This window comes from Janthinobacterium sp. YR213 (assembly GCF_900099875.1).
In the GTDB taxonomy this organism is placed as follows: domain Bacteria; phylum Pseudomonadota; class Gammaproteobacteria; order Burkholderiales; family Burkholderiaceae_D; genus Janthinobacterium; species Janthinobacterium lividum.
On record NZ_FNDA01000001.1, the window covers coordinates 1,642,029 to 1,668,930 of the forward strand.

At 63.2% G+C, this 26,902-nt stretch carries 21 protein-coding genes and 1 pseudogene; 3 read left to right on the top strand and 19 right to left on the bottom strand.

The window, feature by feature from the left end; translation table 11 throughout:
• Positions 1 to 66: 66 nt before the first annotated feature.
• The 16 genes and pseudogenes from BLT98_RS07280 to BLT98_RS07355 form a co-directional block, all read right to left on the bottom strand.
• Positions 67 to 546 carry a hypothetical protein gene (locus BLT98_RS07280; protein WP_139179143.1) on the bottom strand — a complete coding sequence of 160 codons (480 nt, stop codon included), beginning with the start codon at positions 544 to 546 and terminating at the stop codon, positions 67 to 69.
• On the bottom strand, positions 533 to 2,734 hold the full coding sequence (locus BLT98_RS07285; RefSeq protein WP_092606196.1) for an integrase: 2,202 nt from the start codon (positions 2,732 to 2,734) through the stop codon (positions 533 to 535). Before BLT98_RS07285 ends, BLT98_RS07280 begins: the two co-directional genes overlap by 14 nt.
• A gap of 4 nt (positions 2,735 to 2,738) precedes the next feature.
• Positions 2,739 to 4,673, bottom strand: a complete 1,935-nt coding sequence (locus BLT98_RS07290; RefSeq protein ID WP_092606198.1) for a hypothetical protein — start codon at positions 4,671 to 4,673, stop codon at positions 2,739 to 2,741.
• Positions 4,670 to 5,938: a tyrosine-type recombinase/integrase gene (locus BLT98_RS07295; RefSeq protein WP_092606200.1), complete on the bottom strand. Its 1,269-nt coding sequence runs from the start codon at positions 5,936 to 5,938 to the stop codon at positions 4,670 to 4,672. The genes BLT98_RS07290 and BLT98_RS07295 overlap by 4 nt, the downstream gene beginning before the upstream one ends.
• Positions 5,939 to 6,130: 192 nt before the next feature.
• Positions 6,131 to 6,436 (bottom strand): annotated as a pseudogene (locus BLT98_RS07300) (hypothetical protein); the annotation flags it as partial.
• 80 nt (positions 6,437 to 6,516) lie between these two features.
• The gene (locus BLT98_RS07305) at positions 6,517 to 7,224 is read right to left on the bottom strand and encodes a tRNA-uridine aminocarboxypropyltransferase (RefSeq protein ID WP_092606202.1); all 708 of its coding nucleotides are present in this window, start codon (positions 7,222 to 7,224) and stop codon (positions 6,517 to 6,519) included.
• Positions 7,225 to 7,295: 71 nt separating this feature from the next.
• Entirely contained in the window at positions 7,296 to 9,053 is a 1,758-nt protein-coding gene (locus BLT98_RS07310; protein ID WP_092606204.1) for a methyl-accepting chemotaxis protein, read from the bottom strand.
• A 263-nt stretch (positions 9,054 to 9,316) separates the two neighbouring features.
• Positions 9,317 to 9,829 carry a lipocalin family protein gene (locus BLT98_RS07315; protein ID WP_034779768.1) on the bottom strand — a complete coding sequence of 171 codons (513 nt, stop codon included), beginning with the start codon at positions 9,827 to 9,829 and terminating at the stop codon, positions 9,317 to 9,319.
• A 35-nt stretch (positions 9,830 to 9,864) separates the two neighbouring features.
• Complete coding sequence (locus BLT98_RS07320; protein WP_244517413.1) at positions 9,865 to 10,656, bottom strand: substrate-binding periplasmic protein; 792 nt, start codon at positions 10,654 to 10,656, stop codon at positions 9,865 to 9,867.
• Positions 10,657 to 10,698: 42 nt separating this feature from the next.
• Positions 10,699 to 11,730: a type VI secretion system protein TssA gene (gene tssA, locus BLT98_RS07325; RefSeq protein ID WP_092606209.1), complete on the bottom strand. Its 1,032-nt coding sequence runs from the start codon at positions 11,728 to 11,730 to the stop codon at positions 10,699 to 10,701.
• A 20-nt stretch (positions 11,731 to 11,750) separates the two neighbouring features.
• On the bottom strand, positions 11,751 to 14,393 hold the full coding sequence (gene tssH, locus BLT98_RS07330; protein WP_092606212.1) for a type VI secretion system ATPase TssH: 2,643 nt from the start codon (positions 14,391 to 14,393) through the stop codon (positions 11,751 to 11,753).
• Positions 14,390 to 14,863, bottom strand: a complete 474-nt coding sequence (gene tssE, locus BLT98_RS07335; RefSeq protein WP_035820620.1) for a type VI secretion system baseplate subunit TssE — start codon at positions 14,861 to 14,863, stop codon at positions 14,390 to 14,392. The genes tssH and tssE overlap by 4 nt, the downstream gene beginning before the upstream one ends.
• A 66-nt stretch (positions 14,864 to 14,929) precedes the next feature.
• A complete protein-coding gene (locus BLT98_RS07340; RefSeq protein WP_034779593.1) occupies positions 14,930 to 15,421 on the bottom strand; it encodes an Hcp family type VI secretion system effector in 492 nt (163 codons plus the stop codon).
• Positions 15,422 to 15,452: 31 nt separating this feature from the next.
• The gene (gene tssC / locus BLT98_RS07345; RefSeq protein ID WP_092606215.1) at positions 15,453 to 16,952 is read right to left on the bottom strand and encodes a type VI secretion system contractile sheath large subunit; all 1,500 of its coding nucleotides are present in this window, start codon (positions 16,950 to 16,952) and stop codon (positions 15,453 to 15,455) included.
• A 1-nt stretch (position 16,953) separates the two neighbouring features.
• Complete coding sequence (gene tssB, locus BLT98_RS07350) at positions 16,954 to 17,463, bottom strand: type VI secretion system contractile sheath small subunit (RefSeq protein WP_034779597.1); 510 nt, start codon at positions 17,461 to 17,463, stop codon at positions 16,954 to 16,956.
• A 37-nt stretch (positions 17,464 to 17,500) separates the two neighbouring features.
• The gene (locus tag BLT98_RS07355) at positions 17,501 to 18,097 is read right to left on the bottom strand and encodes a tetratricopeptide repeat protein (protein WP_092606217.1); all 597 of its coding nucleotides are present in this window, start codon (positions 18,095 to 18,097) and stop codon (positions 17,501 to 17,503) included.
• Positions 18,098 to 18,375: 278 nt separating this feature from the next.
• Here BLT98_RS07355 and tssJ point away from each other — a divergent pair, with 278 nt between their 5' ends.
• The 3 genes from tssJ to icmH are packed head-to-tail and all read left to right on the top strand — an operon-like array spanning position 18,376 to position 21,178.
• On the top strand, positions 18,376 to 18,975 hold the full coding sequence (gene tssJ, locus BLT98_RS07360; protein WP_092606219.1) for a type VI secretion system lipoprotein TssJ: 600 nt from the start codon (positions 18,376 to 18,378) through the stop codon (positions 18,973 to 18,975).
• A 50-nt stretch (positions 18,976 to 19,025) separates the two neighbouring features.
• A complete protein-coding gene (gene tssK / locus BLT98_RS07365; RefSeq protein WP_092606221.1) occupies positions 19,026 to 20,396 on the top strand; it encodes a type VI secretion system baseplate subunit TssK in 1,371 nt (456 codons plus the stop codon).
• The gene (gene icmH, locus BLT98_RS07370) at positions 20,393 to 21,178 is read left to right on the top strand and encodes a type IVB secretion system protein IcmH/DotU (RefSeq protein ID WP_092606223.1); all 786 of its coding nucleotides are present in this window, start codon (positions 20,393 to 20,395) and stop codon (positions 21,176 to 21,178) included. Before tssK ends, icmH begins: the two co-directional genes overlap by 4 nt.
• 11 nt (positions 21,179 to 21,189) lie before the next feature.
• On the opposite strand, the gene BLT98_RS07375 is transcribed toward icmH, so the two are convergent.
• Genes BLT98_RS07375 through tssM form a run of 3 tightly spaced genes read right to left on the bottom strand, consistent with a single transcriptional unit; the run spans position 21,190 to position 26,789 of the window.
• The gene (locus BLT98_RS07375; protein WP_092606225.1) at positions 21,190 to 21,969 is read right to left on the bottom strand and encodes an OmpA family protein; all 780 of its coding nucleotides are present in this window, start codon (positions 21,967 to 21,969) and stop codon (positions 21,190 to 21,192) included.
• A gap of 9 nt (positions 21,970 to 21,978) precedes the next feature.
• Positions 21,979 to 22,959, bottom strand: coding sequence for a type VI secretion system-associated protein TagF (tagF, locus tag BLT98_RS07380; protein ID WP_092606227.1), 981 nt, complete (start codon positions 22,957 to 22,959; stop codon positions 21,979 to 21,981).
• The gene (tssM, locus tag BLT98_RS07385; protein ID WP_092606229.1) at positions 22,956 to 26,789 is read right to left on the bottom strand and encodes a type VI secretion system membrane subunit TssM; all 3,834 of its coding nucleotides are present in this window, start codon (positions 26,787 to 26,789) and stop codon (positions 22,956 to 22,958) included. Before tssM ends, tagF begins: the two co-directional genes overlap by 4 nt.
• Positions 26,790 to 26,902 lie beyond the last annotated feature (113 nt).

A 26,902-nucleotide genomic window follows, 5' to 3' on the forward strand; every position in this document is an offset into this window, starting at 1 on the left:
GATTGAATCGAATGTCCCAACACTCCAACCTAAACGTCTAATCTTGGGGGACGATGCAGGGACAGCTCATTGCACCTCCTTCTGAACGATCGCCACCACCGTTCCCGAGTCCGCAATTTCCTTTCTCAATCGCGACGCGATCCCGCGTTCGCGCGCCGCCTCCTTTTCAGCCTTGTCTCGGGCATTGAAATGCGCCAATAAAGCCGCTTTATGTGAATTCAACTGGGCTCTTAGTTCCACATTGTCGGCTCGTAATCGAGCAATGACTTCGTTCAAGGTCGTGGGCAACCCATTGTGACCGGTCTTGGCCTGTTTTATTAGTTCACGTACGCGAGGGTAGCGACATCCCGTTTCCAAGGCGATCAGCGTGCGCGAATGGCCCGCTTCCAACGCCACGTTGGCGACGTTGACTTTCAGCGTTCCCTTGGCTTTGCGCACCTTGAGCTGTTTATTTTTCGGCTCGCCGTCCTGCAGTCGGTCGATGGCGGCCAAAAAATCCTGTTCGATCGGGTCTTGCGGTGGTGCTTCCTTCTTAAGTCTTGGCATGTCCGTTCCCCATAAGCGACACCACGCAGGCATCCAGCGCATCCAAATCGGCACCGAACTTCTTCAGAATACTCCGGGCCTGATCAGCTCGGAAGCGAACCTCCCGGAAGGGACCGGAGTGTAGGCCCGCCGCTTCGGCCTGGCGCACGGACACCTCGCAGCCGACATAGCGATCAGACCAGAACGGTTCATGACTCTTGTCCATGATCGCGCAAGCGCAACCGGCGCACACACTCGGTTCGCGCGTTGAGGTATTCGGCGCGTTGCGCAGCCAGGCCGGGGTGTTCGATGCGTCATGACAGCGCATCTTGCTGGTGCGCGTCGGACAGCAGGTCGCGTGCGCTGTGAAGAACATCTTGAGGTCGTTACGCTCGCTCCACTCGACGGTTCGACGCCATTTCTCCGATGTCGGCAACTCACCGACCTCGACACGCAGCTTCACCAGCGCCTGTTCCAACTGTTCCCCCATCCGCCCCGCCAGCTTACTTTTCCCTACGATGACGTCGAACACGGCGAGATTAGTCTTCTGGACGGACATGGAATCCAGCTCGCCCAGCAACAGCGGATTGTTACCAATATAGCCCCCTTCAGTCATTGCCAGACTAATGTGATGGAACTGCATCTGGATCACAGGCAACAGCCGGGAATCGCACGCCAGCGCGAACTGGGCCCATGTCTTGCGCAACATGTGCGTTGTGAAGACCATACCCTTGCTCTCGCGCCAGCGCACGAGGTCGTTGTCTTCGGTCTTGCGCACGCTCTCGTCGGGTAGGCCGGAAAGGTCGATCCAGCGACCGATGAAGCGCTTCATCGCTAGATTGAGTCTGTAGCCTGTCATTGCGCCAAGCCGCGTTGAGGCCAAGGGAAGCGTAGTACCAACTCGATTAGCGAGAATCAACCGGTCGGTTTGCGCGCACGCACGCCATGGCTCGTGCAACTGATCGAGGATTTGCAGCGCCCGGACGGCCAGCGGCAATTCATTACTTCCGATCGGCCGCATGCCCAAGACCCAATCCACTTCGCGAGGCAACCCTTCCTCGGTTTTGAAAAGTTGTGAACGAATGACAAACCATTCATACAGGCCAGTGGCACTCAATTCCAGGCGCACGCCTTTCGGAAAGCCGGTGGTTTCATCGGTTCCGGCCAGTATCCCTAGCAGTTCTGACACCCGCATTCCAGACGTTGCTTGGACGATGATCGCCGCAGCATCCCGCACAGTCTCCCACAACCTTCTAACTTGCACCCTCCTCGCGTTATGACTTCCAGACGGCACATCATTAGCCGAATGGAGCGGTTCATGCCACGGTAGACTGTCGCCCGGAGGCGCGCTAAACTCAAATGCATCAACAAACGCATTGGCACGCTTTAATCTCGCAGATTTCTTGGCCCCGGCTTTGCAAACGGCTACTTTTGTGCCCCGCGATCTTTTCACAATAACCTTGGTGCCGGCCAGCGAATCGCGCACCACGTCGAGCAGCCTTTGCACGTCGTCCGCCGGCGTACCGAGGAACCATGCAGCCTTGTTCAGCAGTGGAATGGCCACCTCGTCTGGTAACGGCATTATCCATCCCGTCGCCTTGGTGGCGACCTCCATGGCGACAGTACGCGCGCTTCGTCCCTCAATTGGATGGTTTGCTATAGATTCCACTCCCATTCTTGCGAGCGCTTGCCTCTGATCCCACAATTGAATGAGGGTCGTCAGCGCAAAGATCACCACGCTAACGGTAATCTCGCCATCACCGCTACGGGCCGCTATAAACTCCGGCAACTGTGCGAGATAGCCCCGCATAACGGCAGACGTCAGTTCGTGGGGATGGTGGTATCCTGCACTGTGCATCCAGGAAAGCAACCATTTGAGTTGAAATTGGATCGCCCCCATAGATCCTGGGGCGGGTTTGCGTCCATCTATTGGCAATACAATAAGAGTGAGTATAAGTAACTTTGCCCAGCGCAGCCGCGCCGCGTGCCGAGCGTCAGTTAACCTGCTGCCGTCAAAAAGAACCATTCCCCAGTTGAGAGTGGACTGTGACCTTTGTGAACCAGGTGTCGGATTAGAAAAAAACCAGACTCCGTCCTGAAACTGGCTGTGTTCGCTGATCCGGTACTGGCCGAGTTCCTCGCCATTCATTTCGTGAATCTTCTTGCGTTCCGGTTGCCAGGCCTTCTGGCCTTGCTGATTCGTTTTCATTTTCTTACCCCACGTTCGGAAGCCGGATGGAAAGCTCACGTGACGCCTCTAGAACGTCTGGCGAAATCCACGTACGTAGCGCAGCCAAGTCGGCCAAGACGGGTGTCCAACGCTCAACCCATGTTCGCGCACTCATCCCGCCTTGGCTTCGGTAGATAGCCACTTCAAGCGCCATGTAGTACGCGACGCACTGTGGATCGTCAACATGCGCAGCACCTAAAGGACAGGATGCGCAACCGCCGTAGTCCTTGCACAGAACGCCCGGTTGTTGGTTCGGGCGAGGCGAATCAAATGGATTAAGGCAGGAAAATCCAGGCGTTGCGGCGCCTTTGTCCTGTCCCGGAACTAGGCGCCGCGGATCGATCACGCCATCAGTTTGCAGCCACCGTTCGCGCAGAACGATGACCTGTCCTATTCGCTCCCGGTAGCGCGCCCTGACGCCGCCGCTAGTGTAGTGGGTCCAAGTGGTCGCCTGGCTGCTGTGGTTACCGACCTTGCGGGCGGCTTCCAGGCTTCCGTCCATGAACTGGACCAGATCGAGGATGGTTGGACGCAACTGGCACAGCGTGAACGAAGGGAGATTGTTATCTTTGATGAACTTCTTGAGCGAATTCATCCATACAGGATCAGCTGATGATTGCATGCTTCGTTCGCCATCCAAGCCGAATGCCTTGGGCCGCTTAGCCGACGCTTGTTGAACGTAGACGAACAGGTGGTTCGCGTGTTCTGATGCGAGATGCGGTCTGATGCGTGTTGTGATATCCCGCAGACATGCAAGCATCTGTTTCAAGCTAAATTTAGACGAAACCGTAGCATCCGGATCAAGGAGCCGCACCATATCACGAGCGGCCCGGTCTTTAATCCCAACGATTTCGATCGCTGGCATGCCGGCCTGATCCTTGTTACAGTCGATGTTGGTCCAGTTCAGGCTCAACAATGTATTTGGATTAAACACAGTGGCGATGGCCATGAGCAGCGCGAACGGTACCAAATCGCGGGCGCATGGGTAAAAATAGGATGAAATCAAACCCATGCCGTGTATACATTGCACCGCCCCACCCAAAGCCCCATTTCTTGCCTTTATCACCGCCAGATCGGGAACCACGCCCGAATAGGCTTCGTCCACTGCGGCGAGGCATACCGCAAGATCGCGGTAATTCGCGCGAATATTGTCCGTCAGTCGGCTTGGGTCTCGCAATCGCGCATAACCTTCGGCCAGCAACGTTGGGGTTCTTGCAAAGCGCTGCTCAATAGCCATCACCTCCTTTTCCGCAGCCTCGATAATAGCCAGCACCTGCTCCAGCCCGAGTATTTCGGTTGGATTATTTTTCCGATTGGCTCCACTCGGCCCGCAGGGAACCCGCTCGACTATGCGATTGGCGGCGCGTGCCCACGGTCCAGTGACGAGTGTTCCAAGAACCGAACGCAACACGCTCAGCGCATCAGCCACCGTGCCGGGATGAAGGGCCTTCCCACGCCCACTGGATTTGAACAACAGGTTGTCCCGGAACCCAGACAGCAACTCGTCATCGATTTCACCTGGATGCAGCATATTCGACCAACTCGATTTCAGATATGCGAAGAAGTAACGTCGTAAATTGTCCCTGCTGTTGAGACGCGTGCTGGGCAAGAGAGCTGCCCCCCAGCTTAGGAAGGCGTCCGTAAACATTGGTTGAAGGCTGGGAAAGGCCAGCAAGAAGCTCAAGTCCACATGATGCGGCTCGAGGGCCCCCTCTCGCGGGAATATGGCGGTCAGCGTCGGTTCGCCGGTTTTGAGGTCGATCCCATGCTCGGCGCGGGTCTGGGCAATGTAACCGACTTTGCCACCCCGCATCATTCTTGCCTTCGCCTGCGCGACGTTGCTAGCCGCTGAAGACAGTTTCTTGTCCTTCCGCGGCTCACGCTTTCGTGCCTGCAGGCCCATCGGGTCAGTTGTCACAGTCCAAGCATCCTTCTCACGTCGAGTAAGCCTGGCTGGTCGGTGAATATCTCGACATGGGACAGGTAAGTATCAATTGTCGTCTGGAGATTACGGTGGCCGAGCTGGGCCTGTATCTTCTTCCATGGTTCAGCGTTACCGTTGGCCCGTTCGGCGTGATAGGTCAGTACGGCGTATGTGTGGCGAAGATCGTGGATCGAGTGCCGCGGCGTCTTGTACATAAATTTCTCCCCCGTTTCCGGATCGGTCTTCTCGACAATTTCCACCAATCCCAGCGTCAGGCATGCCTCCCTGAACATTTTCTGTAACGCCGCGTTCGTGATGGGCCTTCCGGCGCTGCTGGAGTGCTCATGCCCTAAGAGCAGGCGCGTAGGCGCGTTCTTGGTTTTTGTCTTGCATGCCCTCAGCGAAGCGACGCGTTCGCCCTCCATATATGCGTGAACATCCATGACCAGCCAGGCCGGAATCATTACCTGCCGCGTCTTGTTTCCCTTTCCATGGAGGATGGTGAGCGCCATGCCAACGAATGGTGCACAACTGTCAGGACTGAGCGTCATAAATTGCAGCGTGGTCAGGTTGTTGATTTCGTTCAGCCGCAGCCCGACAGCCCATCCGAGGTCGCAGATCAGGCGGTCGCGCGCCACGCGCTGGTCGCCATCGCGGGTGCCGGCCTGGGGGCCAACGTGATAGAGCAGGTTTTTCAGATCACGCGGCGTCAGTGGATGAATTTTGACGCCAGGACGCACCTTTGGCAGGGCCCGGTCCTTGCCCTTGATGACGCCAGCGGATCGGGTGTGCGCCAAGGCATCCCGGTCTATCGGCACCTTGTACTCCTCAGCCGACCGACTTCCACTAATGTCGCCATGGTATGTGCCCCGATCCGCACAATGCTGATAGAAGGAACGTATTACGACCATGGCATCGCGCACACCCGCGGCGCCGTAGGCTCTGCCAGTCTTTGGACTGATCGAACCCAGATACACGTCCCGGAAATCGACTCGATCCTGTTCACTCGCGGTCGGCCAGTCACGATCAATAGCCTGCAGGAACTGAAACCAGCTCTTGAGGCCATAAGCCGCTTTCGCCCAAGTATGGGGACTAGATGTCGAACCGGACCTGACATAAAACTCGCCCAGGAAACGTGTGGGTTCCTCGAACAGATCCAGTTTGTCCCTGGATTCCAGAAACAGCGTCGGCGCCCCCAACTTCAACTCTGGGTTATCGGTGTTGTTGATAAAAAGGACGACCTCCGCTTGAAGAAACATGTTCTCCACCTTGTCGCTTGGCCAAAGCCATTGTGAACAAATATTTTCTAAGAATAGGATGTTTTTTCAATAGATCAAGAACAAACGTCACGTACGTGCACAAACTTAATGGTTCAATATTATTAACACTAGAAAAAAAAAGAACACAGACGTCCCCCATGAACGCCGCACTTAGACTGCAGTTTACATTTCATGTTCGCAGCCCCGGTACGGGTTCAGCGACACATTGAACGGCAAATCGGGCGAAGCGTTGCGCGTGAGGATGGTGCGCGCCTGTTCCTCGCTGACCTGCGTCTTCCAGCCCGGCGCCGCCTCGTCCCCAGCCGCATCCAGGCCGCCTACGCTCCAGCCATCGTCGAAACCGGCGCGCGCGTGCGCCTCGTAGCGCCCTTGCAGGTTCGAGACGGCACCGCGCCCCTTGCGGGCTTTCAGCGATTGCGGCGGCAATATGGCTTGCCCGGCGAAGCTGTCATCGTGCTCTGGAATGATTGCTTTCATGAACGGCCCCATCAACTGTATATACGTACAGTATACTATGCCGCTGTGCGGACAAGATCAAGGGCTGGCGTAATGCCGTTTCACGCTTTTTCGCCATGCGGCATGACATAACTCAACTGCTGCGCGACAAAGCCGTCAAATGCCGCGATCAAGGGAACGAAGCGGTCCGCGTCCTGCTCCAACTGCATCAGCGCATAGCACGTCGCTTCCAGGGTCGATAGCTGGTCTGGCGCGTGCGCCTTGCGGATCAGGTAATGGGAAGCGGGCGTATCGCGCAGGGGCAGGCGCGGCAATTGTTGCAACGGGGGATTCAGATACAGCATCTTGCGGCTCTTGCGCCAGGTAGCGTCCAGCACCACCAGCCGCAACCGGGCCGAGAATCGGGCCGGATCAAGCAAGATGGCGGGGTCGAGCGCTGGCGGCGGCGCGATGCCCAGCGAACGGTCGCCGGGCGTCTCCGGATACAGCAGCACATTGTGCTTGTCTGCCAGCAATTCGGCGAGCGTATCCGGGGCAAACTGCTCGCCCGTCAACATGCGGCAGTTGGGCAGGCTCAGGTGCAGCAATCGGGCACTGCCCTTGGCATTGTGGATTTCCAGCGGATGCTGCAGGATCAGCACTTCCACCGCGTGGGAAACGGGGGAGATCCAGCGGCAGATGCAGCTGGATGCGGCGCGCAGGCAGGCTGGGCAGCGCGCCCGTTTGGCCGGTTCCGCCAGGGAGGACGAGGCAGCGGCAGGGCTGGAGATAGCGCTGGAAATCGGGCTGGAGGTACGGCGGGTAGTCATGGCGGAGCGGGTTCGCGGCTGTCTTCAAGCCGCGATTGTAGCGCCCACGCCATGCTACGGGGAATCTGCGCTTAAAACTCTTCCCATTCGTCGGCGCCCGACGCCACCGGCGCCTTCGGCACGCGTGCGCGCGCAGCTTCCGCTTGCGCCGCCTTGCCCGGCGCGGGCGCGGCTACGGTTGCCGCCGGCGCGCGGTGCCTGGCAGGCTGGATGGCGGGTCGCATCGCAGATTTTCCTGGCGCAGACGCTGTCACGGACAGACCAGCACTGGCCGAAACATAGTGCTGCGTTGCATCGAGCTTGAACAGGCCCACCACGTCAGCCAGCTTGGCCGCCTGTTCCTGCATGGATTCGGCCGCCGCGGCCGCTTCTTCCACCAAGGCCGCGTTTTGCTGCGTCACCTGGTCCATCTGGCCGATGGCCTGGTTGACCTGCTCGATGCCGGCGCGCTGCTCATCGCTGGCGTCGGTGATCTGGTTCATGATCTGCGTCACATGGCTGATGCTTTGCACGATCTCGTCCATGGTACGGCCCGCCTTGTCCACCAGTTGCGAACCGGCCTCGACCTTTTGCACGGAATCGTCGATCAAGCCCTTGATTTCCTTGGCTGCCGCGCTGGAACGCTGCGCCAGGTTGCGCACCTCGGACGCCACGACGGCGAAACCACGGCCCTGCTCGCCGGCCCTGGCCGCTTCCACGGCCGCGTTCAGGGCCAGGATATTCGTCTGGAAGGCGATGGCGTCGATGACGCTGATGATATCGACAATCTTGCGCGAGGAATCGTTGATCGAACCCATGGTGCTGACCACTTCCGACACCACCACGCCGCCCTTGCTGGCGATCTGCGACGCGTCGATGGCCAGCTGGTTGGCGCTGCGCGCATTGTCCGCATTGAGTTTCACGGTGGACGTCAGCTCTTCCATGGAAGACGCCGTCTCTTCCAGCGAACTGGCCTGCTCTTCCGTGCGTGACGACAAGTCCAGGTTGCCGGCGGCAATTTCGCTCGACGCCGTACTGATGGACTCGGTGCCCGCGCGCACCTGGCCGACGATACTGACCAGCTTATCGTTCATGTTTTTCAGCGCATGCATCAATTGCCCTGTCTCATCGCGGCTTTCCACGACAATATGGCTGGTCAGGTCGCCGGCGGAAACGGCTTCCGCCACTTCGACGGCACGCGTGATGGGGCGCGTGATCGAGCGCGTGATCCAGTAGGCGCAGGCGATGCCCAGCAAGATGGCCACCACGCCCAGAGAGATCAGCAGCATGCGACCATTCTCGTAGCGCGAACGGATTTGCGCGGCCGTTTCATCGAGCAATTTGGCTTCCAGCAATTCCAGCTTCTTCAGCGACGCCAGGTAGATGTCGCGCTTGACGGCCATGTCGCCTTCGTACAGGCGCTTGCCCAGTTCCAGGTCGCCCGCATTCTTGGCCTTGAACACATTCTTGCGCACTTCCGTGTAGGCCTTGCGCGTGCTCAGCACTTCCTGGTACAGCGCCTGCTCGTCCGCGCTCAGTTCGCTCTTGCCGATATCGTTCTGGATTTCCGTGGCGCGTGCAGACGAGACCGCCATTTCCTGTTCAAACTGCTTCTGGTGTTCGGGATCGCTGACTTTCCAGGCGGCCGCCGTGCGCGCCGCATTGACCTCGATGACCTTGGTCCATTCACCGATCAGGCGCTCGTTGCGCACCTTGACGTTGACGAGCGCATCGGTTTCCTTGCTGGCGCTTTGCATCTGCACGATGCCCACCACGGTCAGGCTGGTCAACAGGAGCAGGACGGCGGCAAAACCGCCACCGAGACGTACGCCGATTTTGAGGTTTTTCATTGCGTGATTCCTATCTGAAGAAAAACGATGCACAGACGCCACGAAACCGACCTACTGCTACGTATCATATAGCAGGCATCTGCCGTGCGGCAATCACGAGCGATGGCGCAACGGACACTCGCCACCGGAATGGCAGCGCGCCGCAGCGCACTACTTTGGAGCAGATTGTGAGTGAATCAGAGTGGTATTGCAAGAAATAACATGCAGAAAAGCAACAGCCAGAAGGCGGTATGCCGCCACGAACGGGCGGCAGGCAAGCAAGGTCAGTTTTGCTTTACATAGATCAATTTTGACGTATCGAAACCCAGGCCAGCGGCTTTCTCTACCAGGCGCTGCTGCAAGGCCGGGTCCATGGTTGGCGTGCGCGACAGCAACCAGAAGTAAGACTTGTCGGGGCCGCTGATCATGGAATAGCTGTAATTTTGCTGGTCGAGGTCGAAGACGATGTAGGAACCATAGAAGGGACCAAAAAACGACACCTTCAGGTAGCCCACGTCTTTCTTGTCGACGAAATACGCCTTGCCTTCCGCGTCCTTCCAGACAGCGTCCGCATCCTTGTAGCCGCGGTTGAGCACTTTCAGGCCGCCATCCTGGCGCAGGCTGTAGTCGGCCGTCACCTGGCTCAGGCCCCGCTCGAAGGAATGATCGAGGCGCGCGATCTCATACCATTTGCCCAGATAGCGGGCCGTGTCGAAGTTATTGACGGGATGAATATTCTCGGGCCGGCCCACACAGCCGGCCAGCACGAGCACACACAGGAACAGCAATTTTTTCATGGTCTTCTCCATCGGGGGAAATCAAGGTTGCAACGTCAGGGTTGCAATGCGTGGTCGACAATGCGGCGGATCGCGCCATTGTTCTGCATGCGCACGATGGCGGTATTGAATTGTTCGATAAAATCATCGCGATACGGGTAGGCGGCAGGCCGGCGTGCCGTAAAACCCAGGTGGCCATGCTGGCTTGCCAGCTGCGCGGTTTCGTGTATCGCCTGCATCGGCGTGCCCGGCGGCCCCTCGCGCCGGATGCGCTGCAATTCCCACTGCGCCGACAGGCGGTCGCTGACATAGCAATCGATGCGCCCGCGCATCAGCTTGAGCAGATTCGTGCGCGTGCCCTTGGCCGTATCGAACACGATGTTGGCCGCTTGCACGGCAGCCGTCAGCTTCGCATCGCCCAGCAAAAAACCCGCGTTCACGCCGATGTGCAGGCCGCCGTAATCGGCGGGCCACTGCCGCAGCGTGCGTTTGGCCAGCACGTCCTGGTTGCACAGCACCACCAGCTGCTCCATCAGCAGCGGCACGGAATAGCGCACATACGGCCGCTCGCTGCGCCATGAATACGGTGGATACAGGGCAAACGCCTCGCCCGTCTGCAGCATCAGCACGCCCCGTTTCCAGGGCACGGGGCGCAGCTGCACCGCATACTGCGGTATCGATTGCACGGCTTCGCGCACGATCTCCGTGTAGATGCCTTTCATCTGGCCATGTTCAACATAGGAGTACGGCGGATAATCATCGTCGCCATAAATCACCAGCGGCACCGCAGCTCCGGCCCGCGCGCTGGCAGCGATGAACAGGCATAGCGCGGCAGGAAAAAAGAGCATTCTGAACATGCCCGAAGAGTAGCATGGAAGGGCCCAGCGCCATCACCCGTTTGCACTGTTCGTGCCCAGCATGTCGTCGAGCTGCGCCAGGGTGGCGGAGTCCTTCACGACGGCGCGCAGCCACAGGTGCAGCGGCAGTTCGCCCCAGCTGGCGGCCTTCTCGGCCAGGTAGGCGACGGGGCTGTGCGGCTCCGTGCGGCGGAAGAAATCGGCCACCTGACGCAGCTGGGCCAGCGCTTGCTGGCGCTGCACGATGGCCCCCCCGCTGCCGCCAGCGCCTTGGCCAGCGGAGGGTGGCGCGCCGGCAAGATCAGCACCTGGAGACAGCGGCGCGATAAAGTGAATGACGTTTTCCAGCGCTTCGCGCGCGGCGCGAAAACTCGGGCCATCAGCGCCGAAACGCGCATCGACGCTGCGCTCGAACGCCAGCAGCGACTGCATGCAGTACTGCGCATCGGCCAGCAAGCCGTCGGAAAAGGCACGCGTATTTCTTTGCCGCGCCGCCTCCATCTGCGCCAGGGTCGCCCCTTCGTCGTGCCGCGTATCGCCCCAGCCCTGATCCGCTGCGCCCTGCGCCAGGCTGGCGGCCGCGCGCTGGCGCGCCGCATCGAAATCCTGCAATGAAAACAGGCCATCTGCGCCTTCGGTCAGCGGGATCTCGCGCAGCAGCTGCGGCGTGCGTGACAGCAGCCAGAAGACATTGCCGATGCGCTGTTCCTGGTCACCCTCTTCCGCCAGCGGGTACAGGCCATCCCAGTAACGCTCGCACAGGCCGGCCAGCAGCGCATAGCCATCGCCCAGGCCACGGAAGTGGCGCGTCTTTGCATGCGCCTCGGCCAGCCACACGGCCACGCGCAAATCCTTGCTGCGCGCCGCGATCAGCTGTTCGCAGCGCGTCGCCACGAAAGGCCAGTCGGCTTCCTTCAGCGCCGTCACCCACTCGCCCTGGTCCAGGGAGGGATCATCGTGCTGGCGCGCGCGCGCGATGGCGTCGAGCTCCTGGCTGAAGGTGAGGTCTTCGCCGCATGGACTGACGGCGCTGACGGGGTGCAGCAATTGCTCCAGATTGAACATGGCGCTCTCCGGAAGATGGATTATCGGATCGTGTACTTGAACTGTCCCTGCTTGTTCGCGCTGACGCGTATCGACGCCACCGGCTCGCCGTCTGCCATGCGCGCCAGCACCGCTTCGGCGATCGCCGGCAGCAAGCTGCCATTGAGGATCTGGTCGACATTGCGCGCGCCCGAATCGACCTCGGTGCAGCGCGCCAGCACGGCGTCGACCAGGCCCGCGTCATGGCTGAACTGCGCCTGGTGGTTGCGCGCGATGCGCGCGCCTATCCGCGCCAGCTTCAGCACGATGATCTCGGCCAGCACCGCGTCGTTCAGGGGATAGAACGGCAGCACCTTCAGGCGCCCCAGCAAGGCCGGCTTGAAGTGCGCCACCAGTTGCGGGCGCACCAGTTCTTCCAGCGCGGCCGGCGTGGGCAAGTCTTGCGCCGCCCGGTTCAGGCAGGCGGCCATCATGGCGCCCGAGCCGAGGTTCGAGGTGGCGATGATGATGGTGTTGCGAAAGTCGACTTCGCGCCCTTCCGCATCATCGAGCACGCCCTTGTCGAACACCTGGAAGAACAGTTCCAGCACGTCGGGATGGGCTTTTTCCGCTTCATCGAGCAGCACCACGCTGTAGGGCTGGCGCCGCACGGCTTCCGTCAGCACGCCGCCCTCTCCGTAACCGACATAGCCGGGCGGCGAGCCTTTCAGGCCGGCCACGCTGTGCGCTTCCTGGTACTCGCTCATGTTGATGGTAATGAGCTTGCGCTCGCCCCCATACAGCAGGTCGGCCAGCGCCAGCGCCGTTTCCGTCTTGCCCGTGCCGGACGGTCCCGTGAACAAAAACACGGCTTGCGGCTTGTTCGGGTCGTCCAGGCTGGCGCGCGCCGTGCGCACGCGCTGCGCCACCGCCTCGATGACATGGTCCTGTCCCAGCACCCGTTCGCGCAGCGCCCCATCCAGGGTCAGCACCGTGCGGATTTCGTCCTTGAGCATTTGTCCCAGCGGGATGCCGGTCCAGCCGGCGACGATGCCGGCCACCACCTGCGCATCGACTTCCAGCGGCGACAGCGGCGCCTCTCCCTGCAGAACCGCCAGCTCTTCCTTCAGCGCCAGCAGACGCGCCGCGCCGATCTCGCCCGGCCGCTCGCCGCGCAGCTGCGCGCGCAGCTCGCCGATCTGCGCCACCAGCGCCTTTTCGCGCTCCCAGCGCTGCGCCAGCGCCGCGACCGCCGCCTGCCCCTCGTCATGTTCGCGCCGCAGCTGCGCCAGGCGTGCGGCGCCGGCTTTATCGGGCACTTCGCCATCGGCCGCCTCGCGGGCCAGGGCGGCGATTTCCGCGCCGACGCGTTCCTGGCGCCGGTGCGCGTTTTCCAGCTGCGCCGGCGTGGCGCGCTGGCCCAGCGCCACCTTGGCGCACGCCGTATCGAGCACGCTGACGGCCTTGTCGGGCAGCTGTCGCCCGCTGATGTAGCGGTGCGACAGGCGCACCGCCTCGACGATGGCGGCATCGCGCACGCGGATGCCGAAATGGCGCTCCATCAGCGGCGCCATGGCGCGCAGCATGGCGCAGGCGATGTCTTCGCTCGGCTCTTCCACCTTCACCACCTGGAAGCGCCGGGCCAGCGCCGCATCCTTTTCAAAATACTTTTTGTACTCGCTCCAGGTGGTGGCGGCAATCGTGCGCAGGGCGCCGCGCGCCAGCGCCGGTTTCAGCAGATTGGCCGCATCGTTCTGCCCCGCCTGGCCGCCGGCGCCGATCATGGTGTGCGCCTCGTCGATGAAGAGGATGACCGGATGCGGGCTCTTCGCCACCTCGTCGATGACATTCTTCAGACGGCTTTCGAATTCCCCCTTCACGCTGGCGCCGGCCTGCAGCAAGCCCATGTCGAGCGCGTGGATGTGCGCGCCCTGCAGCACCTCGGGCACGTCGCCGGCGGCGATGCGCAAGGCCAGGCCTTCCACCACGGCCGTCTTGCCCACGCCCGCCTCGCCCGTGAGAATCGGATTGTTCTGGCGCCGGCGCAGCAGGATATCGACGGCCTGGCGTATCTCCGCCTCGCGGCCGATCACGGGATCGAGCTTGCCATCGCGCGCCAGCTGCGTCAGGTCGGTGGTGAACTGGTCCAGCGCCGGGGTTTTGCTGGCCAGGGCAGTCAGCGGGTCGACGGCCGTTTCGGAAGGCTGCGGCACTGCCGCAGTTTCCTCCTCGCCGGAGCCGGCCGTCAGCTTGTCCGGATGGTGCTTCAATTGCTCCACGCTGAAGCGGGCGAACAGCTTCGAGCCGCGGTACGCGAGCTGCGACAGTTCCGGCTCCGTCAGCAGCGCCAGCAACAGGTGGCGGCTGCGGATGGGTCCCGGCTGCGCCGCATCCAGCGAGGCGATCAGCCAGGCATGTTCGAACAGCAGCGGCAAATGGGGAGAGAACACGGGGGTGCGCGCACTGCCCGTCCTGAAGCTGCCGATCTCGCGGCGCAGGTCCGCCTCCAGCGCCGTCAGGCTGATTTCGCTGCGCCGCGCGATGGTGACGAAATCGCTGCGCTCCTGTTCCAGCAAGGCCAAAAACAGGTGTTCGATATCGACTTCGTACTGGCCCAGGCCCACGCAGATGGCGGCGGCGCGGGTGGCGGCCGTGCGCGCCGTGTCATTGAATTTGGCGATCAGGGTTTTCAGGTTGTTGCTCATGCGGCGGCTCCCTTGCGGTTGATCGAATAGCGCAGCGACGACGGCTGCAGCACGGCGTCGAAATTGACCGTCTCGCCGCCGGACCTCACGGCCAGGGTGCCGCTGATCACAAAGCCGACCCGGTTGATGGCGCCCGCTTCGCGCTCCAGGCGGGCGCGCACATTGCGCAGGCGCGGTTCGTGGCGTTCGATGGCGGCCTTCAGCGCCGCACAGATGCGGGCGCGGTCATCGCTGCTGGACAAGCACATGCCGGCGAAGTCGATCAAGCCATAGTTGACGATGGATGCCGCGCATTCCGGATAGGCGTCGAGCGCGCCGGGCGGCAGGGCCACGCGCGTGTTGAGTAGCTCTTCCAGGTCGCGCGCCACCGCATCCTTCAATTGTTCCAGCGACAGGCGCACCGCCACGCCGCCCGCCGCACCGCCGTCGCCCATCAGGCGGTCGAACAGGCCAGGTACATAACTGTCCATGCGCTCTCCTGAAAAGTCGGCGCGGCGCGCGGGCGAAGGTGGCCGCCGCGCGCCGCGCGCCATGGATCAAGCCACGCGGTTCGCGGCCAGGTCCCAGCCGCCCGAGGTATTGCCGCCGGCGCCGCCCGTCACTTTTTGCTGCGTGTATTTCCACTTCACTTTCGAGAACTTGAAGCCGACGTGTTCACCGAGGATATCGCCCTCTTCCACGTTCGGCGTCACGGCGCCGATCAGCACATTCTCGATTTCGATTTCAAAATACTTGACGCGCTCGCCCTGGCCGTCGGCGCGCATGAATTCGAAGCGCGCCTTGGGGATGGTCTTGCCGGCCGAGCAGGTCTGCAGCAGCACCGGCGAGGCCAGGTCGGCCAGCTTGGAGATGACGATGTCCTTGTGCTCGCAGCGTTCGGCCGTGTGGCCGCCGCCCGTCGATGCGGTGGCGGACTTCGGCTGCGCGACGCTCCAGCTGACCGATTTGCATTCGATCCAGTCCTTGTGCTTGTCATCGGTGGACTCGCCCTTGATGCCGTCTATCTGCAGATATACATCGATTGCCATGGTGTGCTCCTCTGGTTGAAAGATGGGTGAATCAGGAATTGGTCGACTTCGGCAACTCCGCGACCAGTCGGAGCGAAACGGATAACTCATCGAGCTGGAAGTGCGGTCGCAGGAACGACACGGCGCGGTACACGCCGGGCCGGCCCGGCACTTCATGCACCTGCACCGAGGCCTCGCGCAGCGGGAACTGCGCCTTCTGTTCCTGGCTGGCGTTATCGTCGAGCAGCACGTACTGCATCAGCCAGCGGTTCAGAAAATCCTCCACGTTCGAGGCGGCGGCAAAGCTGCCGATCTTGTCGCGCATCATGGCCTTCATGTAGTGGGCGATGCGCGAAACGGCAAAGATGTACTGCAATTGGGACGACAGCACCGCATTCGCGTTGGCCGCGTCGCTGTTGTACTTGCGGCTTTTCTGCGCCGACTGCGCGCCAAAAAACGCCGCATACGCCGTGTTCTTGCAGTGCACCAGCGAGATGAAGCCCAGGTCCGACAATTCCTTTTCGCGGCGGTCGGTGATCGCCACCTCGGCCGGGCATTTCAGGGCCACGTCGCCCTCGTCCGTCTTGAAGGTGTGGGTCGGCAGGTCGTCCACCAGGCCGCCGCCCTCCACGCCGCGGATGGCGGCGCACCAGCCGTAGTCGGCAAAGGCGCTCGTCAGCTTGCAGCCGAACGCATACGTGGCGTTACACCACAGGTATTTGTGATGGTCGCTGCCATCGACTTCCTCGACAAAGTTAAAACCTTCGACCGTGGTGCCATCGACGGGATTGAACGGCAGGCGGCCCAGGAAGCGGGGCAAGGTCAGGCCGACATAGCGCGCATCCTCGGATTCGCGGAAGGCTTTCCATTTCGCGTACTCGATGGTGTCGAATACCTTGGCCAGGTCGCGCGGCTTGCCCAGGTCGCCGTAGCTTTCCAGGCCAAACAGTTCCGGCGCGGCCGAGGCGATGAAAGGCGCATGCGCGGCGGCGGCGATGTGCGACATCTGCTCGACGAAATACATGTCTTCCGGCTGGCGCGAGATGGCGAAGTCGCCCAGCAGGGCGGCAAACGGCGCGCCGCCGAAGGTGCCGAATTCCTCTTCATACACCTTCTTGAACATGCTGCTCTGGTCGAACTCCAGCGCGGCCTGGAAATCCTTCACCAGTTCGCGCTTGGTGGCGTTGAACATGCGGATCTGCAGGCGCGAGCCCGTATCGGAATTGCCGACCAGGTAGCGCAGTCCCGTCCAGCTTTGCTCAAGCTGCTGGAACGGCGCCGCATGCATGATTTCGCTGAGCTGGGTGGAGATCAGGCGGTCGATTTCCGCCACGCGCCCGTCCAGGGTGGCCGACAGGCTGCTGGACATCAGCACCGTGCCATCGAGCACCTGTGCCACCAGCTCCGAGATCAGGTCGCGCGCGCGCGCATGTTCGGCGCCGGACTTGGCGACGCGGCTTTGCTCGACGATCTGGTCCAGCAAATCGGTGGCGGCCGGCGCATCGGATGCGGATACAGCGAGGGATTCTGGGGCTTCTGCCTGGGCGCTCATCTCAATCCTCCTGCGCCGGGAACTGCGGTTTCAGGGTGGCCAGGCTGTCCGTGTTGCTCAGCACTTCCGTCAGCAAGTCTTCCAGCTTGTCGTTGCCGGCCAGCTTGTTGCGCAGGTCGGCCAGCTTGGTGCGCGCCTCGAGCAGCTTGCGCAGGGGCGCCACCTGGCGCACCACCGATTCGGGGCGGAAGTCGTCCATCGAGCGGAAATGCAGGTCGACGGCGAACGTGCCGCCCGCCTCGCTGAGGCGGTTCGGCACGGCGAAACGCGCCACCGGCGCCACGCCGGCCAGCACCTCGTCGAAGTTGTCGCGGTCGAGGGCGACGAACTTGCGGTCCTTCAGGCGCTTTTTCTCGCTGTCCGGATTGCCGCCAAAGTCACCCAGCACGCCGACCACGAAGGGCAGCTCCTTGTTTTCAATCGCGTCGCCGATCTCGACGTCATAGGTCATTTGCACGCGCGGCGCGCGTATCTTCTGCAGGCGTTTCTGCACGCTGTCGGACTTGGGCATGTCGCTTCCTTTGCAAGGGGATGGTGGGGATGCTCGCTTATTTCAAGCCGCTGAACGGATCGGCCACGCTTGCCGGCGCTGCCGCGCCCTTCGCCGCCGGTGAGCCGGAGCCGGACATTGCAGCGCGCTTGCCGGCCGCCGGCGGGCGCTTGGCCGGCGGCACCAGCACGTCTTCGCCGATGCTCGCGCGCAGCAGCTTGGCCAGGTCCTGCGCTTCCGAGCGCAGCGAGCCATTCAGATTGTTTTGCCGCGACAGGTCGGACAGCGCCTTGCCGGACAAACGCAAGCCGCTGACGGCGACGATGCTGTTGGCGACCTTGTCGTCCGGGTCGCGTTCCAGCGCTTCGAGCGCATGGCCGATGGCGTCGCCGTACTGGCCGCGGTCGAACTTCATTTGCGCCATTTGCAGCCATGGCACCTTGTCGGCCGGGTAACTGCTGCCGCCGGCCTTGAGCAGGGTCATGGCGCGCTCGTACTGGCCGGCACGCGCAGCCGCATCGGCATCGCTAATCACTTGCGCCAGGGTCGGCGCGGCAGGTTTTTGGGGCGCCGGCTGTTCTGGCGTGGCGCAGGCGGCCAGCAGCAGGGCGCTGGCGAGGCAGGCAATACGGGGCAACATGGTGGCTGGCTTCATCGGGGCATTCCTTCACGTGGAGGACGCTACCGCTGGGAAAGATGGGCGGCGCCTTGGTGGAGGCCATTATTGATCGCCAATTTTTTTGCCAAATTGAGATTAATCAGCAAAGAAGAAGTTCCACATCACAGCCGCGCGCACCGACATGAATCCTGATCTGGCGCAGTAATTATCTTGATCGCAGGCGGACTTTGTGCCAACGCAAGCGGGTCGCCCCTGCATGCGCTTAAATGACTGCAACACTTTTATTTCCACCGTTCACCTTGCAAAGATCACCCATGCCATTTGACGCCCCGCTCCGCCGCCTGGCCCGCGCCACAGCGCCACTGCTGCCGGCCCTTCTGCTGGCCGGCTGTGCGGGCGGCGCCATCGGCACCCTGACCAACGCGGCGCTGCAAGTGGCCGGTGTGGCCAAGCCGCCAGCGGAACTGCCCGACGCGCAAAAGCCGCCGCGCAATGTCAGCATCCGCCTGCATGCGGCGCAGCGCCTCAACACGGATGCCGACGGCCGGCCGCTGGCGCTGGTGGCGCGCATCTACAAGCTGCGCCAGCGCGCCGCCTTCGAGCAGGCGCCCTACGACAGCTTCCTCGACGCGCAGCGTGAAAAGACCGCGCTGGGCGCCGACCTGATGGAAGTGAAGGAAGTGCTGCTGGTGCCGGGCCAGCGCTACGAAGTGCAGGAAAAAGTCAGCAAGGAGGCAGATTTCATCGGCGTGGTGGCCCTGTTCCGCGCGCCTGCGGTACAGCGCTGGCGCGCCACCTTTGTCGCCGCGGACGCGGAACGCGGCGGCATCACCGTCGGCCTGCACGCCTGCGCGCTCAGCGTCGCCAGCATGGATAGCGGCATGGCGCCGCTGGCTGCCCTGCGCTGCCAGTAGCGCAGGGCAGCAAGGCACACCGGCACGCCACACATTCAAGGAGAAACGAGATGGGCATGGCAGCGAAAATCTTGTGGGGAGAGGGTCTGTTCCTGCGGCCGCAGCATTTCCAGCGCCAGGACCAGTATCACGAAGCACGCCTGCATCACACGGCCAGCGCGCTGCATCCCTACCTGTGGGGCGTGGCGCACATGGCGTGGGACCTGGCTGCGCTGAAGACGGGCACCTTGCGCCTGCATGCCCTGTCGGCGATCTTCCGCGACGGCGAAGTGTTCGAGTCGCTGGGCGACGGCGCGCCCGGCAGCGATACCCTGCCCCCGCCGGTGGACCTGGAAGCGCTGCCGCCGGCGGTGCAGGAAGTGACGTATTACGCGGCGCTGCCCATCCTCAACCGCGAAGGCATGAATTACACGGCACAGGCATCGACGGCAGGCATGCCGGCGGCCACGCGCTTTGCGCACGCCATGCGCGCCACGCCCGACCTGTTTACGGAGTCCGCCGTGGCCGACGTGGCCTACCTGAAGAAGACCGTGCGGCTGATTCCCGAAAGCGAGGCACGTGGTTCCTACGACTGCCTGCCGCTGATCGCCCTGCGGCGCACGGTATCGGGCGGCTTCGAACCCGTGCCCTCGTTCATGGCCCCCAGCCTGGCCATCGCCGGCGCGCCGCGCCTGCAGGGCGTGCTGGAACACCTGCTCGACGCCTTGCAGGCGAAGGTGAGCGCGCTGCACGGCCACCACCGCGAACCGAGCCGCAACGTGATCGAGTTCCGCTCCGGCGACGTGTCCTCGTTCTGGCTGCTGCACACGGTCAGCACGGCCGCCGCCGCGCTGATGCACTATGTGCGCCATCCGGCCCTGCATCCGGAGCGCCTGTACGAAGCGCTGCTGGGACTGGCGGGCGGCCTGCTCAGCTACTCCAAGCATTACACCCTGGCCAGCCTGCCCGCCTACGACCACGCGCAACCGGGCGCCTGCTTCGACGCCATCGACGGCATCATCCGCGAACTGCTCGACACCGTCATCTCGTCGAAGTATTTTTCCATCGCCCTGCTCGAGGACCAGCCGTCGTACTACCTGGGCAAGCTCGATTCGGGCAAGATCGACCAGCACACCACCTTGTACCTAGCGATCCGCGCCGCCATGCCCGCCATCGAACTGGTGGACGTGGTGCCGCTGCGCGTGAAAGTGGGCGCGCCCGACGACGTGGAAAAATGCGTGCTCACGGCCATGCCCGGCCTGAAACTGTCGCATGCGCCGCAAGTGCCGGCCGCCATTCCCGTGCGTCCCGACACCTATTATTTTGCGATTGAAAACCGTGGCGTGCTATATGAACAGATGCTCAAGGCGCAGTCGATCTCCGTGTATGTGCCGGCCGGCATACGCGACCTGCAGCTGGAACTGATCGCGGTGACGGCATGAGCCAGCTCATCGAACGGCGCGCAGCGCCCTCCCTGCTGGGACAACGCGGTTCCGCCCCAACCGGCAGCAGCCGGCATGCCGGCAGCGCCCTGCTGGACCTGATGCACGAAGGCTTTTACATGCTGTTCATGCTGAAGCACGGTTCGGCGCCCGGCGACGAGCAAAGCTTCATGGACCGCATCACGGCCTTCCTCGACGACTTCGAGCGCGAAGCAAAAAAGATCCGCGCCGATGGCGACGATATCGAGGCAGCCAAGTATGCGTTTTGCGCGGCCGTCGATGAAATCATCCTGGCTTCGCCTTTCACCCTGCGCAAGCAGTGGGAGCGGCGCCCGCTGCAGCTGCTGATCTTTGGCGACCAGCTGGCCGGCGAACACTTTTTCGACCGCCTCGACGCCTTGCGCGGCAAGGGCGCCATGCGCGTGCAGGCGCTGCAGGTCTTCCACATGTGTTTATTGCTGGGATTCCAGGGCAAGTATGCGATCGACGGCGGCGAAAAACTCAGCTACCTGACGGCGCGCCTGGGCGACGAGATAGCCCACATCAAGGGCAAGAGCCGTGGCTTCGCGCCGCGCGCGGAACGCCCCGACCAGGTGGTCAACAAGCGCGGCAGCGACGTGCCGCTATGGGCGCTGTCGAGCTTTTTCGCCCTGCTGGCCATCTGCGCCTACCTGGGCCTGAAAACCCATCTGACGCGCGGCACGCAAACGACCCTGGCCGCGTATGCGGACCTGGTCAAGCTGGCGCCACGGCCAGCCAACCTGACCATCACGCTGCCGTGAAGCGCAGCTGACTACTGCGCGATCCTGAACTCGATGCGCCGGTTCCTCGCCCGGCCATCGGCCGTGGCGTTGCTGGCCACGGGACGGTCCGGTCCCTGGCCCGACACCAGCACCGAATCGGCCGCGACGCCCTTGCTGGCCAGGTAGGCGCGCACGGCTTCGGCGCGCGCCTGGCTCAGGGCCACATTGCTGGCGCGCAGGCCCGTGTCGTCCGTGTGGCCGATCACCTCCACCTTGCGGCCCCGCAGCCTGAGCATGGCGGCCGCCATCTCGTCGAGGATGGCCAGGCCCGCCGGCGTGATGAACGCCTTGCCGCTGTCGAATTCGATGATGCGTTTATCCAGCGCAGCATCAAGCAAACCCTGCTCCGCCTCGGCCGCCTTGACCCGCAAGCCGTTGTTGACGACGTAGGTGGGATTGAGGCTGGTGGCGATGTCGCTGGCGATCTGCTGGCGCTGCGCCTCGTTCGCCACTTCGCCGCGCACGCTGACGTTATTGCCGTCGATACTGATCTGCCCCCGTGAAATCAGCTTCAGGTTCGGCGCAATCAGCTTGTGCACGTAGGCGTTCCAGTTGGCCGGCACGGCCACGCTGCCGATGGCGATCTGGTCGACCACGCGCTCGGCGCCATACAGTTCGCGCAGGCGGGCCAGCACGGCCGCCTTGCCCGCCTCATCGGCCAGGGTGCCCGTGACAAGAATCTGCCCCGGCATCGGTGTCTGGGGCGCTTGCGCCTGCGCGTGGCAGGGAGCGGCTGCAGCAAGCAGCAGGAGAATGACAGGATATTTCATCGCAATCCTTCAGACAAAGGTATCGGCAAACATGGCGCAGGCCGAGCGCAGCGACAGCTGTTCCTGCTGCAGGCAGGCGGAAAAACGGCGCAGCGCCGCATCGCGTCCCAGCTGCTCCTCGACCCAGTCGAGCTGGTCGAACACGATCAGCCGTTCGCAGCCGGCCTGCGGATCGATCAGCGCGCGCAAGCCATGCGGGTCGGCGCCGCAAAAGCCGATCACCAGCACGGGCGCCTCGTCGAGGTGGGAAAAGAACAGCGCCAGTTCGAAATCGGCCAGGCTCAGAAAAGGCGCGATCAGGTGCAGCCACAAGCTGGCCACCAGCTCGCGCAGCTGCCCGTCCTGCGGCAGCGGCAGCACCAGGCTTTTTTCCAGGCGCGGCAAGCCGCTCTGGCGCACCGGCTGCAGCAGCATGCCCAGGCCCAGCAGCAGTTCGCGCACCGTCACGGGAAACGCGGGCGATGCCAGCAACGTCTGCAAGCCGTGCACCGTCTGCGCCTGCAAGAAGGCAGCCAGCCGCGCCGCGTGATCAGGTGCCGCCGGTTCGACTTCGACCACGTTGCCGGCCAGCGCCAGCAGGGCCGGCCCCGGTTCGGCGCTGGCCACGATGCCTTGCGACAGCTGCTCCACCCGCTGCCACAGCGGCGCCAGCGCCAGCGGGCTGCAAGCGACAAAGGTCTCGGCGTCATCGACTTCCAGCGCGCCCATGGCCATGAAGGGAAAGCGCCGCAACGACTGGTCATTGCTCGCTTCCAGGCGCCCGGCGATGGCGCGCCGGCTGCGCGTGCCGACGAAGGCAAAGCGCAGCGGCGGCAAGGCGTCGTAATTGAGCTTCCAGCGCGGTTCCACCGTCAGGGCAGTCATGACCTGCGCCAGCCAGTCGTCGAGCAGCTGCACCAGCGCGTGATTGTCGCAAGCCTTGATGAAGTCGCCCCGCGCGGGAATCTTGCCAAAGTAGCCGAGGCGCACCTGCTGCGCCGCGCGCATCATGGCGAAACTCCGGGCATGACTGCGGCGGCGATGGCCTGCGCGGGAGGCGCGGCAGAAGCACCGGGCGCGCCGACGATCGTCTCGGGCAGCTGCATGCCGCGAAAGCCCTGCTCCTGCACCGCCGTGGCGGATCCCGCGCCCGTCGTCTCGGCGCTGCTGGTGATTTTCAGGTCGACCGCCACGGCCACCTCGCCGCGCGCCCAGCGCAGTTCGAACACGCCACCCTCCTTGCGCTTCTTGGCCGCCGCGTCGATCATGCGCTTCAAGCCGAACTGGCCCGACTCGTTGAACAGTTCCACCGTGCGCCCGTCGAAGGTGACGGCCGTGATGCGCGCGCCCTGCTGGCCCGCCGCGCCTTGCGGGCCCGGATGGACCATGTTCGTCCACTGCGTCGGGGTGTTGCGGTAGCGCAGCTGCTGGCCGTCGATCTCCACCGTGTATTCCAGGGTGCCCGGCGCGGGCGACGGCTGGATCTGGAAGACGGTTTGCGCCGCCGTCGACGTGGCTGCCACGCCGCCCGCGCCCAGCGGCGCGATCCAGCCGGGGAAACGCGCCACCACCTGCGGCGACAGGCTGATGCCCATGTCGGCCCAGGTGCGCGGCGCCAGCACGTCGCCGCGCCGCACCACCAGCGGGCCCATGGACGTGGTGACGAATTTCGCCACCAGGCCTTCCGGGCCGAAGAACTGGCCGATCTCGAGGTTGCTCGCCTCGATGCGCGCCGTGGGCGCGAATGGATATTTGTTGGCCAGCGATTTCTGGAACGGTTCATACACCTGCGCCGCCCAGGTCTTGTTGATATCGAGTTCGGCCGGCGCGACGATGACGGCAAAGGTCTGCATCAGCGGGCGCACGAGAATGGGGCGGATCGCCTGCTTTTGCGCGTCGCTCATCCCCGTGAGCACCTGCTCGTCGACCAGTTTCAGGGCGTCGGCCAGTTCGGAACCGCTGCCCTCCAGGGTCTGCTGCATGAACTGGCGCGCGCCCGGCCCCGCGTCGCCCTGGTTCTTCAGCTGGTTCAAACGGCTGCGCAGTTTCGACAGCGCTTCCAGGTAGGCGCGCATCAGGGATGCATTGTTGTCCCTGGCCGCCACCAGCTTGCCCACGCCGGCAAATTCGCGCCCCACGGGACCCATGGGCTTGTCCAGGCGGGCCGGGTCGAGCTGTGCATGGAGAGCGGCGGAACTGGCCGTCAGCGGCGACGGCGCGCGGCGCAGCACGGTTTCCTTGAACCAGGCGACGATGCCCCGCTCGGCCTGGCGCAACTGGGCATTCTGCAGCGCCGGGTTGTCCCACGAGGTTTCCTGATAGATGGTCGTCAGCAGCCTGGCGATCGGCGACGACTGCGGGTCGCCCAGGCGGTTCATCGCCTGCACGGCACCGTCGAAGCCTTTCAGGTCGGCGACCGCCACGCCCTGCACGAATTTTTGCCACTCGCGCGCATAGTCGGCCTTGTACATGGCCACCAGGTTTTTCTCGATCTGCTCGGGACTGCCTTCCAGGGTCAGGTCGTCGGTGGAAGCGCTTTTCAGCACCCAGTCGGCGCTTTGCAGCTCGCGGTTGGCGGCATCGCGAAACGCGCCCTCGACGAACTTTTCCCAGGCCTGGCGCGTAAAGGCGCCGGAGACGGCGTAACTGCCCGCCAGCAGCGCCTGATCCTGTTCGCCGACGATGCGCGCCACCGTCATGCCGGGAAAGCGCGTCGAGGCACGCGCCTTGACGTCGGCATACACGCGCTCGCGCGCCGGCATGCCGCGCACCACGCGGCGCAGGTTTTCGCGCGCCTGGTCGACCAGCGCCAGCTTCTGCTCGATGCGCGGCCAGGACGGATCGCCGATCTGCGCCAGGTAGAACGTCAGCAGCCGTTCGGCGCTGCGTATCATCTGCTCGCGCGGCATGGCGCCCCGGTTGCCTTCCAGCCAGGCGCGCCAGAAACGCGTCAGCTGGTCATTCAGGTGGCTGCTTTCCGCATGCGTCTTATCGGCCAGCATCAGATAGGTTTTCAGCGCGTTGTAGGCATCTTCCACATTCGTCGCGCTGGCCGCCTGGTACTGGACGCTGCGCGGTGCCGCGGGCGCTGCTGGCGCGGCGGCCGGCGTCTGCGGCGTGCGCGCCGTGGGCTGCAGCTGGTCCGCGCTGGCGTTCATTTCAAACAGCAAGGCTTCCAGCGCGCCCGCCACGGGGCCGAGCATGACCTGGCGCGCACCGGCAAAATATTCCTCTCGCAGCTTGCGTTCAAGCAGCTCACCCTGGTACAGGCCCAAGCGCAGGGACCACGGCCGTTGCGTGCGGTACGCTTCCAGCTGCTCGATGCGGTCCTGCAAGATCTCGAGCGCTTCCAGGCGCGACTGCAAGTCCAGGCGCCGCTCCTGCAGCTTCACCACCTTGTTCAAATCGGCCTCGACGTTGGCCACCAGTTGCCGGTTGCCCAGGTAGGACCAGCTCCAGCCGCCCAGGCAGGCGCCCAGCGACACGGTGGCGGCAAAGAACACGGCATATTTGAAGCGCAGCTTGGCACGGTTGGCATAGTTGGCCACCAGGTGCTTGTCGGCAAAAATCACCTTGCGGAACAGCTCCAGCAAGAAATAGCCATGCTGGCGCGCGCCGGACGGCGCCGCGGCCGGGGCCGGCGCGAAGGCCAGGTCGAAGCGGCGCGCCACCTGCTGCGAGGAGGCACTGACGGGCTCGCCTTCCTGCAGCGCGCTGGTAAAGTAAAAGCCGCGGAACACGGGCTGGAACTGGAACGGGTTCTCCTCGAACAGGGTGGCGATGAAGGCGCGCAAGGCCGGCTTGATGGCGGCAAACTCCAGCGGAAAGGTAAAGACGCCGGGCGCCATCGTCTTGCGTTGCCGGTGCGCCATGTTGGCCAGGCTCAGTTCCGTCAAGCCATCGTGCAATTCATCGAAACCCTGGTCGAAAAACGCCAGCAAATCCGCCGTGGGCAACTTGCGCTGGTACGGCATGGTGGCGCCCCATACACGCTCGCGCTCGCTACGCTCGGCATCCGCGAAAAACTCCGTGAAGCCGGCGATCAGGTCCGCCTTGGTAAACACGATGTACAGGGGCGCGAATACTTCCAGGCGTTCGATGACATCCTGCACCCGCTTGCGCAGGCTGCGCGCCAGTTGCATGCCGACATCAGGGTCGCCTTTCAATTCGGCGATGCTGACGGCGATGAGGATGCCGTTGATGGGCGCCTTGCGCCGGTATTTTTTCAGCAGGTCGAGAAAGCCGAACCACTCGCCGCGGTGCTCGTCAACGACGGAATAGCGTCCCGCCGTGTCGAGCACGATGCCGTCCGTGGTGAAAAACCAGTCGCAGTTGCGCGTGCCGCCCACGCCTTGCACGATCTTGCCGTCGGCAAAGGGAAACTGCAGGCCCGAATGCAGGATGGCGCTGCTCTTGCCGGCGGCCGGATTGCCAATGATCATGTACCACGGCAGTTCGTACAAGGCGGCGGCGCCCGATTTGATGCCCAGCTTGGACGTCTTGATGGTCTCGATGGCGGCCAGCATGCCCGTGCGCACGGCGTCGAGTTCACCCCGCTGGGTGCTGCCGGCCGTGGATGCCGAAGCGGCTTGCGCGGCGGCGATCTCGGCTTCGTTGAGGATGGCCTGCCCCAGCGCCTGCGCATCGCGCCGCGCGCGGCGCCGGCGCCACAGCCACAGGCCCAGCCACGTGACCAAGGCCAGCAGCAGCAAGGCCAGGGCCCAGACCAGCGCCACTTCCAGCACTTCGGCGCCCAGGTACAGGAACACGGCCAGCGCCATGAAGCCGAGGATGGTCAGATTGCGGCTGTCGGTGAGGAAATGCCAGATTCTTCGCAGCATGATGAGCCCAGGGTGAGGTCGCAAAGCAGGAGGAACGCCGCCGCGCAGCGAGGCGGATTCGGCCCATGCTGACAGCAATGCGGCGCGCCTTTGTTGACATATGACAAGTACCA

Coding starts and splice junctions, on each gene's coding strand:
- BLT98_RS07315 (WP_034779768.1), bottom strand. CDS start 9,829: ATGAAAAAATTGCTGTTCCTGTGTGTGCTCGTGCTGGCCGGCTGTGTG.
- BLT98_RS07295 (WP_092606200.1), bottom strand. CDS start 5,938: ATGTTTCTTCAAGCGGAGGTCGTCCTTTTTATCAACAACACCGATAAC.
- tagF (WP_092606227.1), bottom strand. CDS start 22,959: ATGATGCGCGCGGCGCAGCAGGTGCGCCTCGGCTACTTTGGCAAGATT.
- BLT98_RS07375 (WP_092606225.1), bottom strand. CDS start 21,969: ATGAAATATCCTGTCATTCTCCTGCTGCTTGCTGCAGCCGCTCCCTGC.
- BLT98_RS07355 (WP_092606217.1), bottom strand. CDS start 18,097: ATGAAGCCAGCCACCATGTTGCCCCGTATTGCCTGCCTCGCCAGCGCC.
- tssK (WP_092606221.1), top strand. CDS start 19,026: ATGGGCATGGCAGCGAAAATCTTGTGGGGAGAGGGTCTGTTCCTGCGG.
- BLT98_RS07280 (WP_139179143.1), bottom strand. CDS start 546: ATGCCAAGACTTAAGAAGGAAGCACCACCGCAAGACCCGATCGAACAG.
- tssC (WP_092606215.1), bottom strand. CDS start 16,952: ATGAGCGCCCAGGCAGAAGCCCCAGAATCCCTCGCTGTATCCGCATCC.
- BLT98_RS07285 (WP_092606196.1), bottom strand. CDS start 2,734: ATGAAAACGAATCAGCAAGGCCAGAAGGCCTGGCAACCGGAACGCAAG.
- tssH (WP_092606212.1), bottom strand. CDS start 14,393: ATGAGCAACAACCTGAAAACCCTGATCGCCAAATTCAATGACACGGCG.
- tssJ (WP_092606219.1), top strand. CDS start 18,376: ATGCCATTTGACGCCCCGCTCCGCCGCCTGGCCCGCGCCACAGCGCCA.
- BLT98_RS07305 (WP_092606202.1), bottom strand. CDS start 7,224: ATGACTACCCGCCGTACCTCCAGCCCGATTTCCAGCGCTATCTCCAGC.
- tssA (WP_092606209.1), bottom strand. CDS start 11,730: ATGTTCAATCTGGAGCAATTGCTGCACCCCGTCAGCGCCGTCAGTCCA.
- icmH (WP_092606223.1), top strand. CDS start 20,393: ATGAGCCAGCTCATCGAACGGCGCGCAGCGCCCTCCCTGCTGGGACAA.
- tssM (WP_092606229.1), bottom strand. CDS start 26,789: ATGCTGCGAAGAATCTGGCATTTCCTCACCGACAGCCGCAATCTGACC.
- BLT98_RS07310 (WP_092606204.1), bottom strand. CDS start 9,053: ATGAAAAACCTCAAAATCGGCGTACGTCTCGGTGGCGGTTTTGCCGCC.
- BLT98_RS07340 (WP_034779593.1), bottom strand. CDS start 15,421: ATGGCAATCGATGTATATCTGCAGATAGACGGCATCAAGGGCGAGTCC.
- tssB (WP_034779597.1), bottom strand. CDS start 17,463: ATGCCCAAGTCCGACAGCGTGCAGAAACGCCTGCAGAAGATACGCGCG.
- BLT98_RS07320 (WP_244517413.1), bottom strand. CDS start 10,656: ATGCTCTTTTTTCCTGCCGCGCTATGCCTGTTCATCGCTGCCAGCGCG.
- tssE (WP_035820620.1), bottom strand. CDS start 14,863: ATGGACAGTTATGTACCTGGCCTGTTCGACCGCCTGATGGGCGACGGC.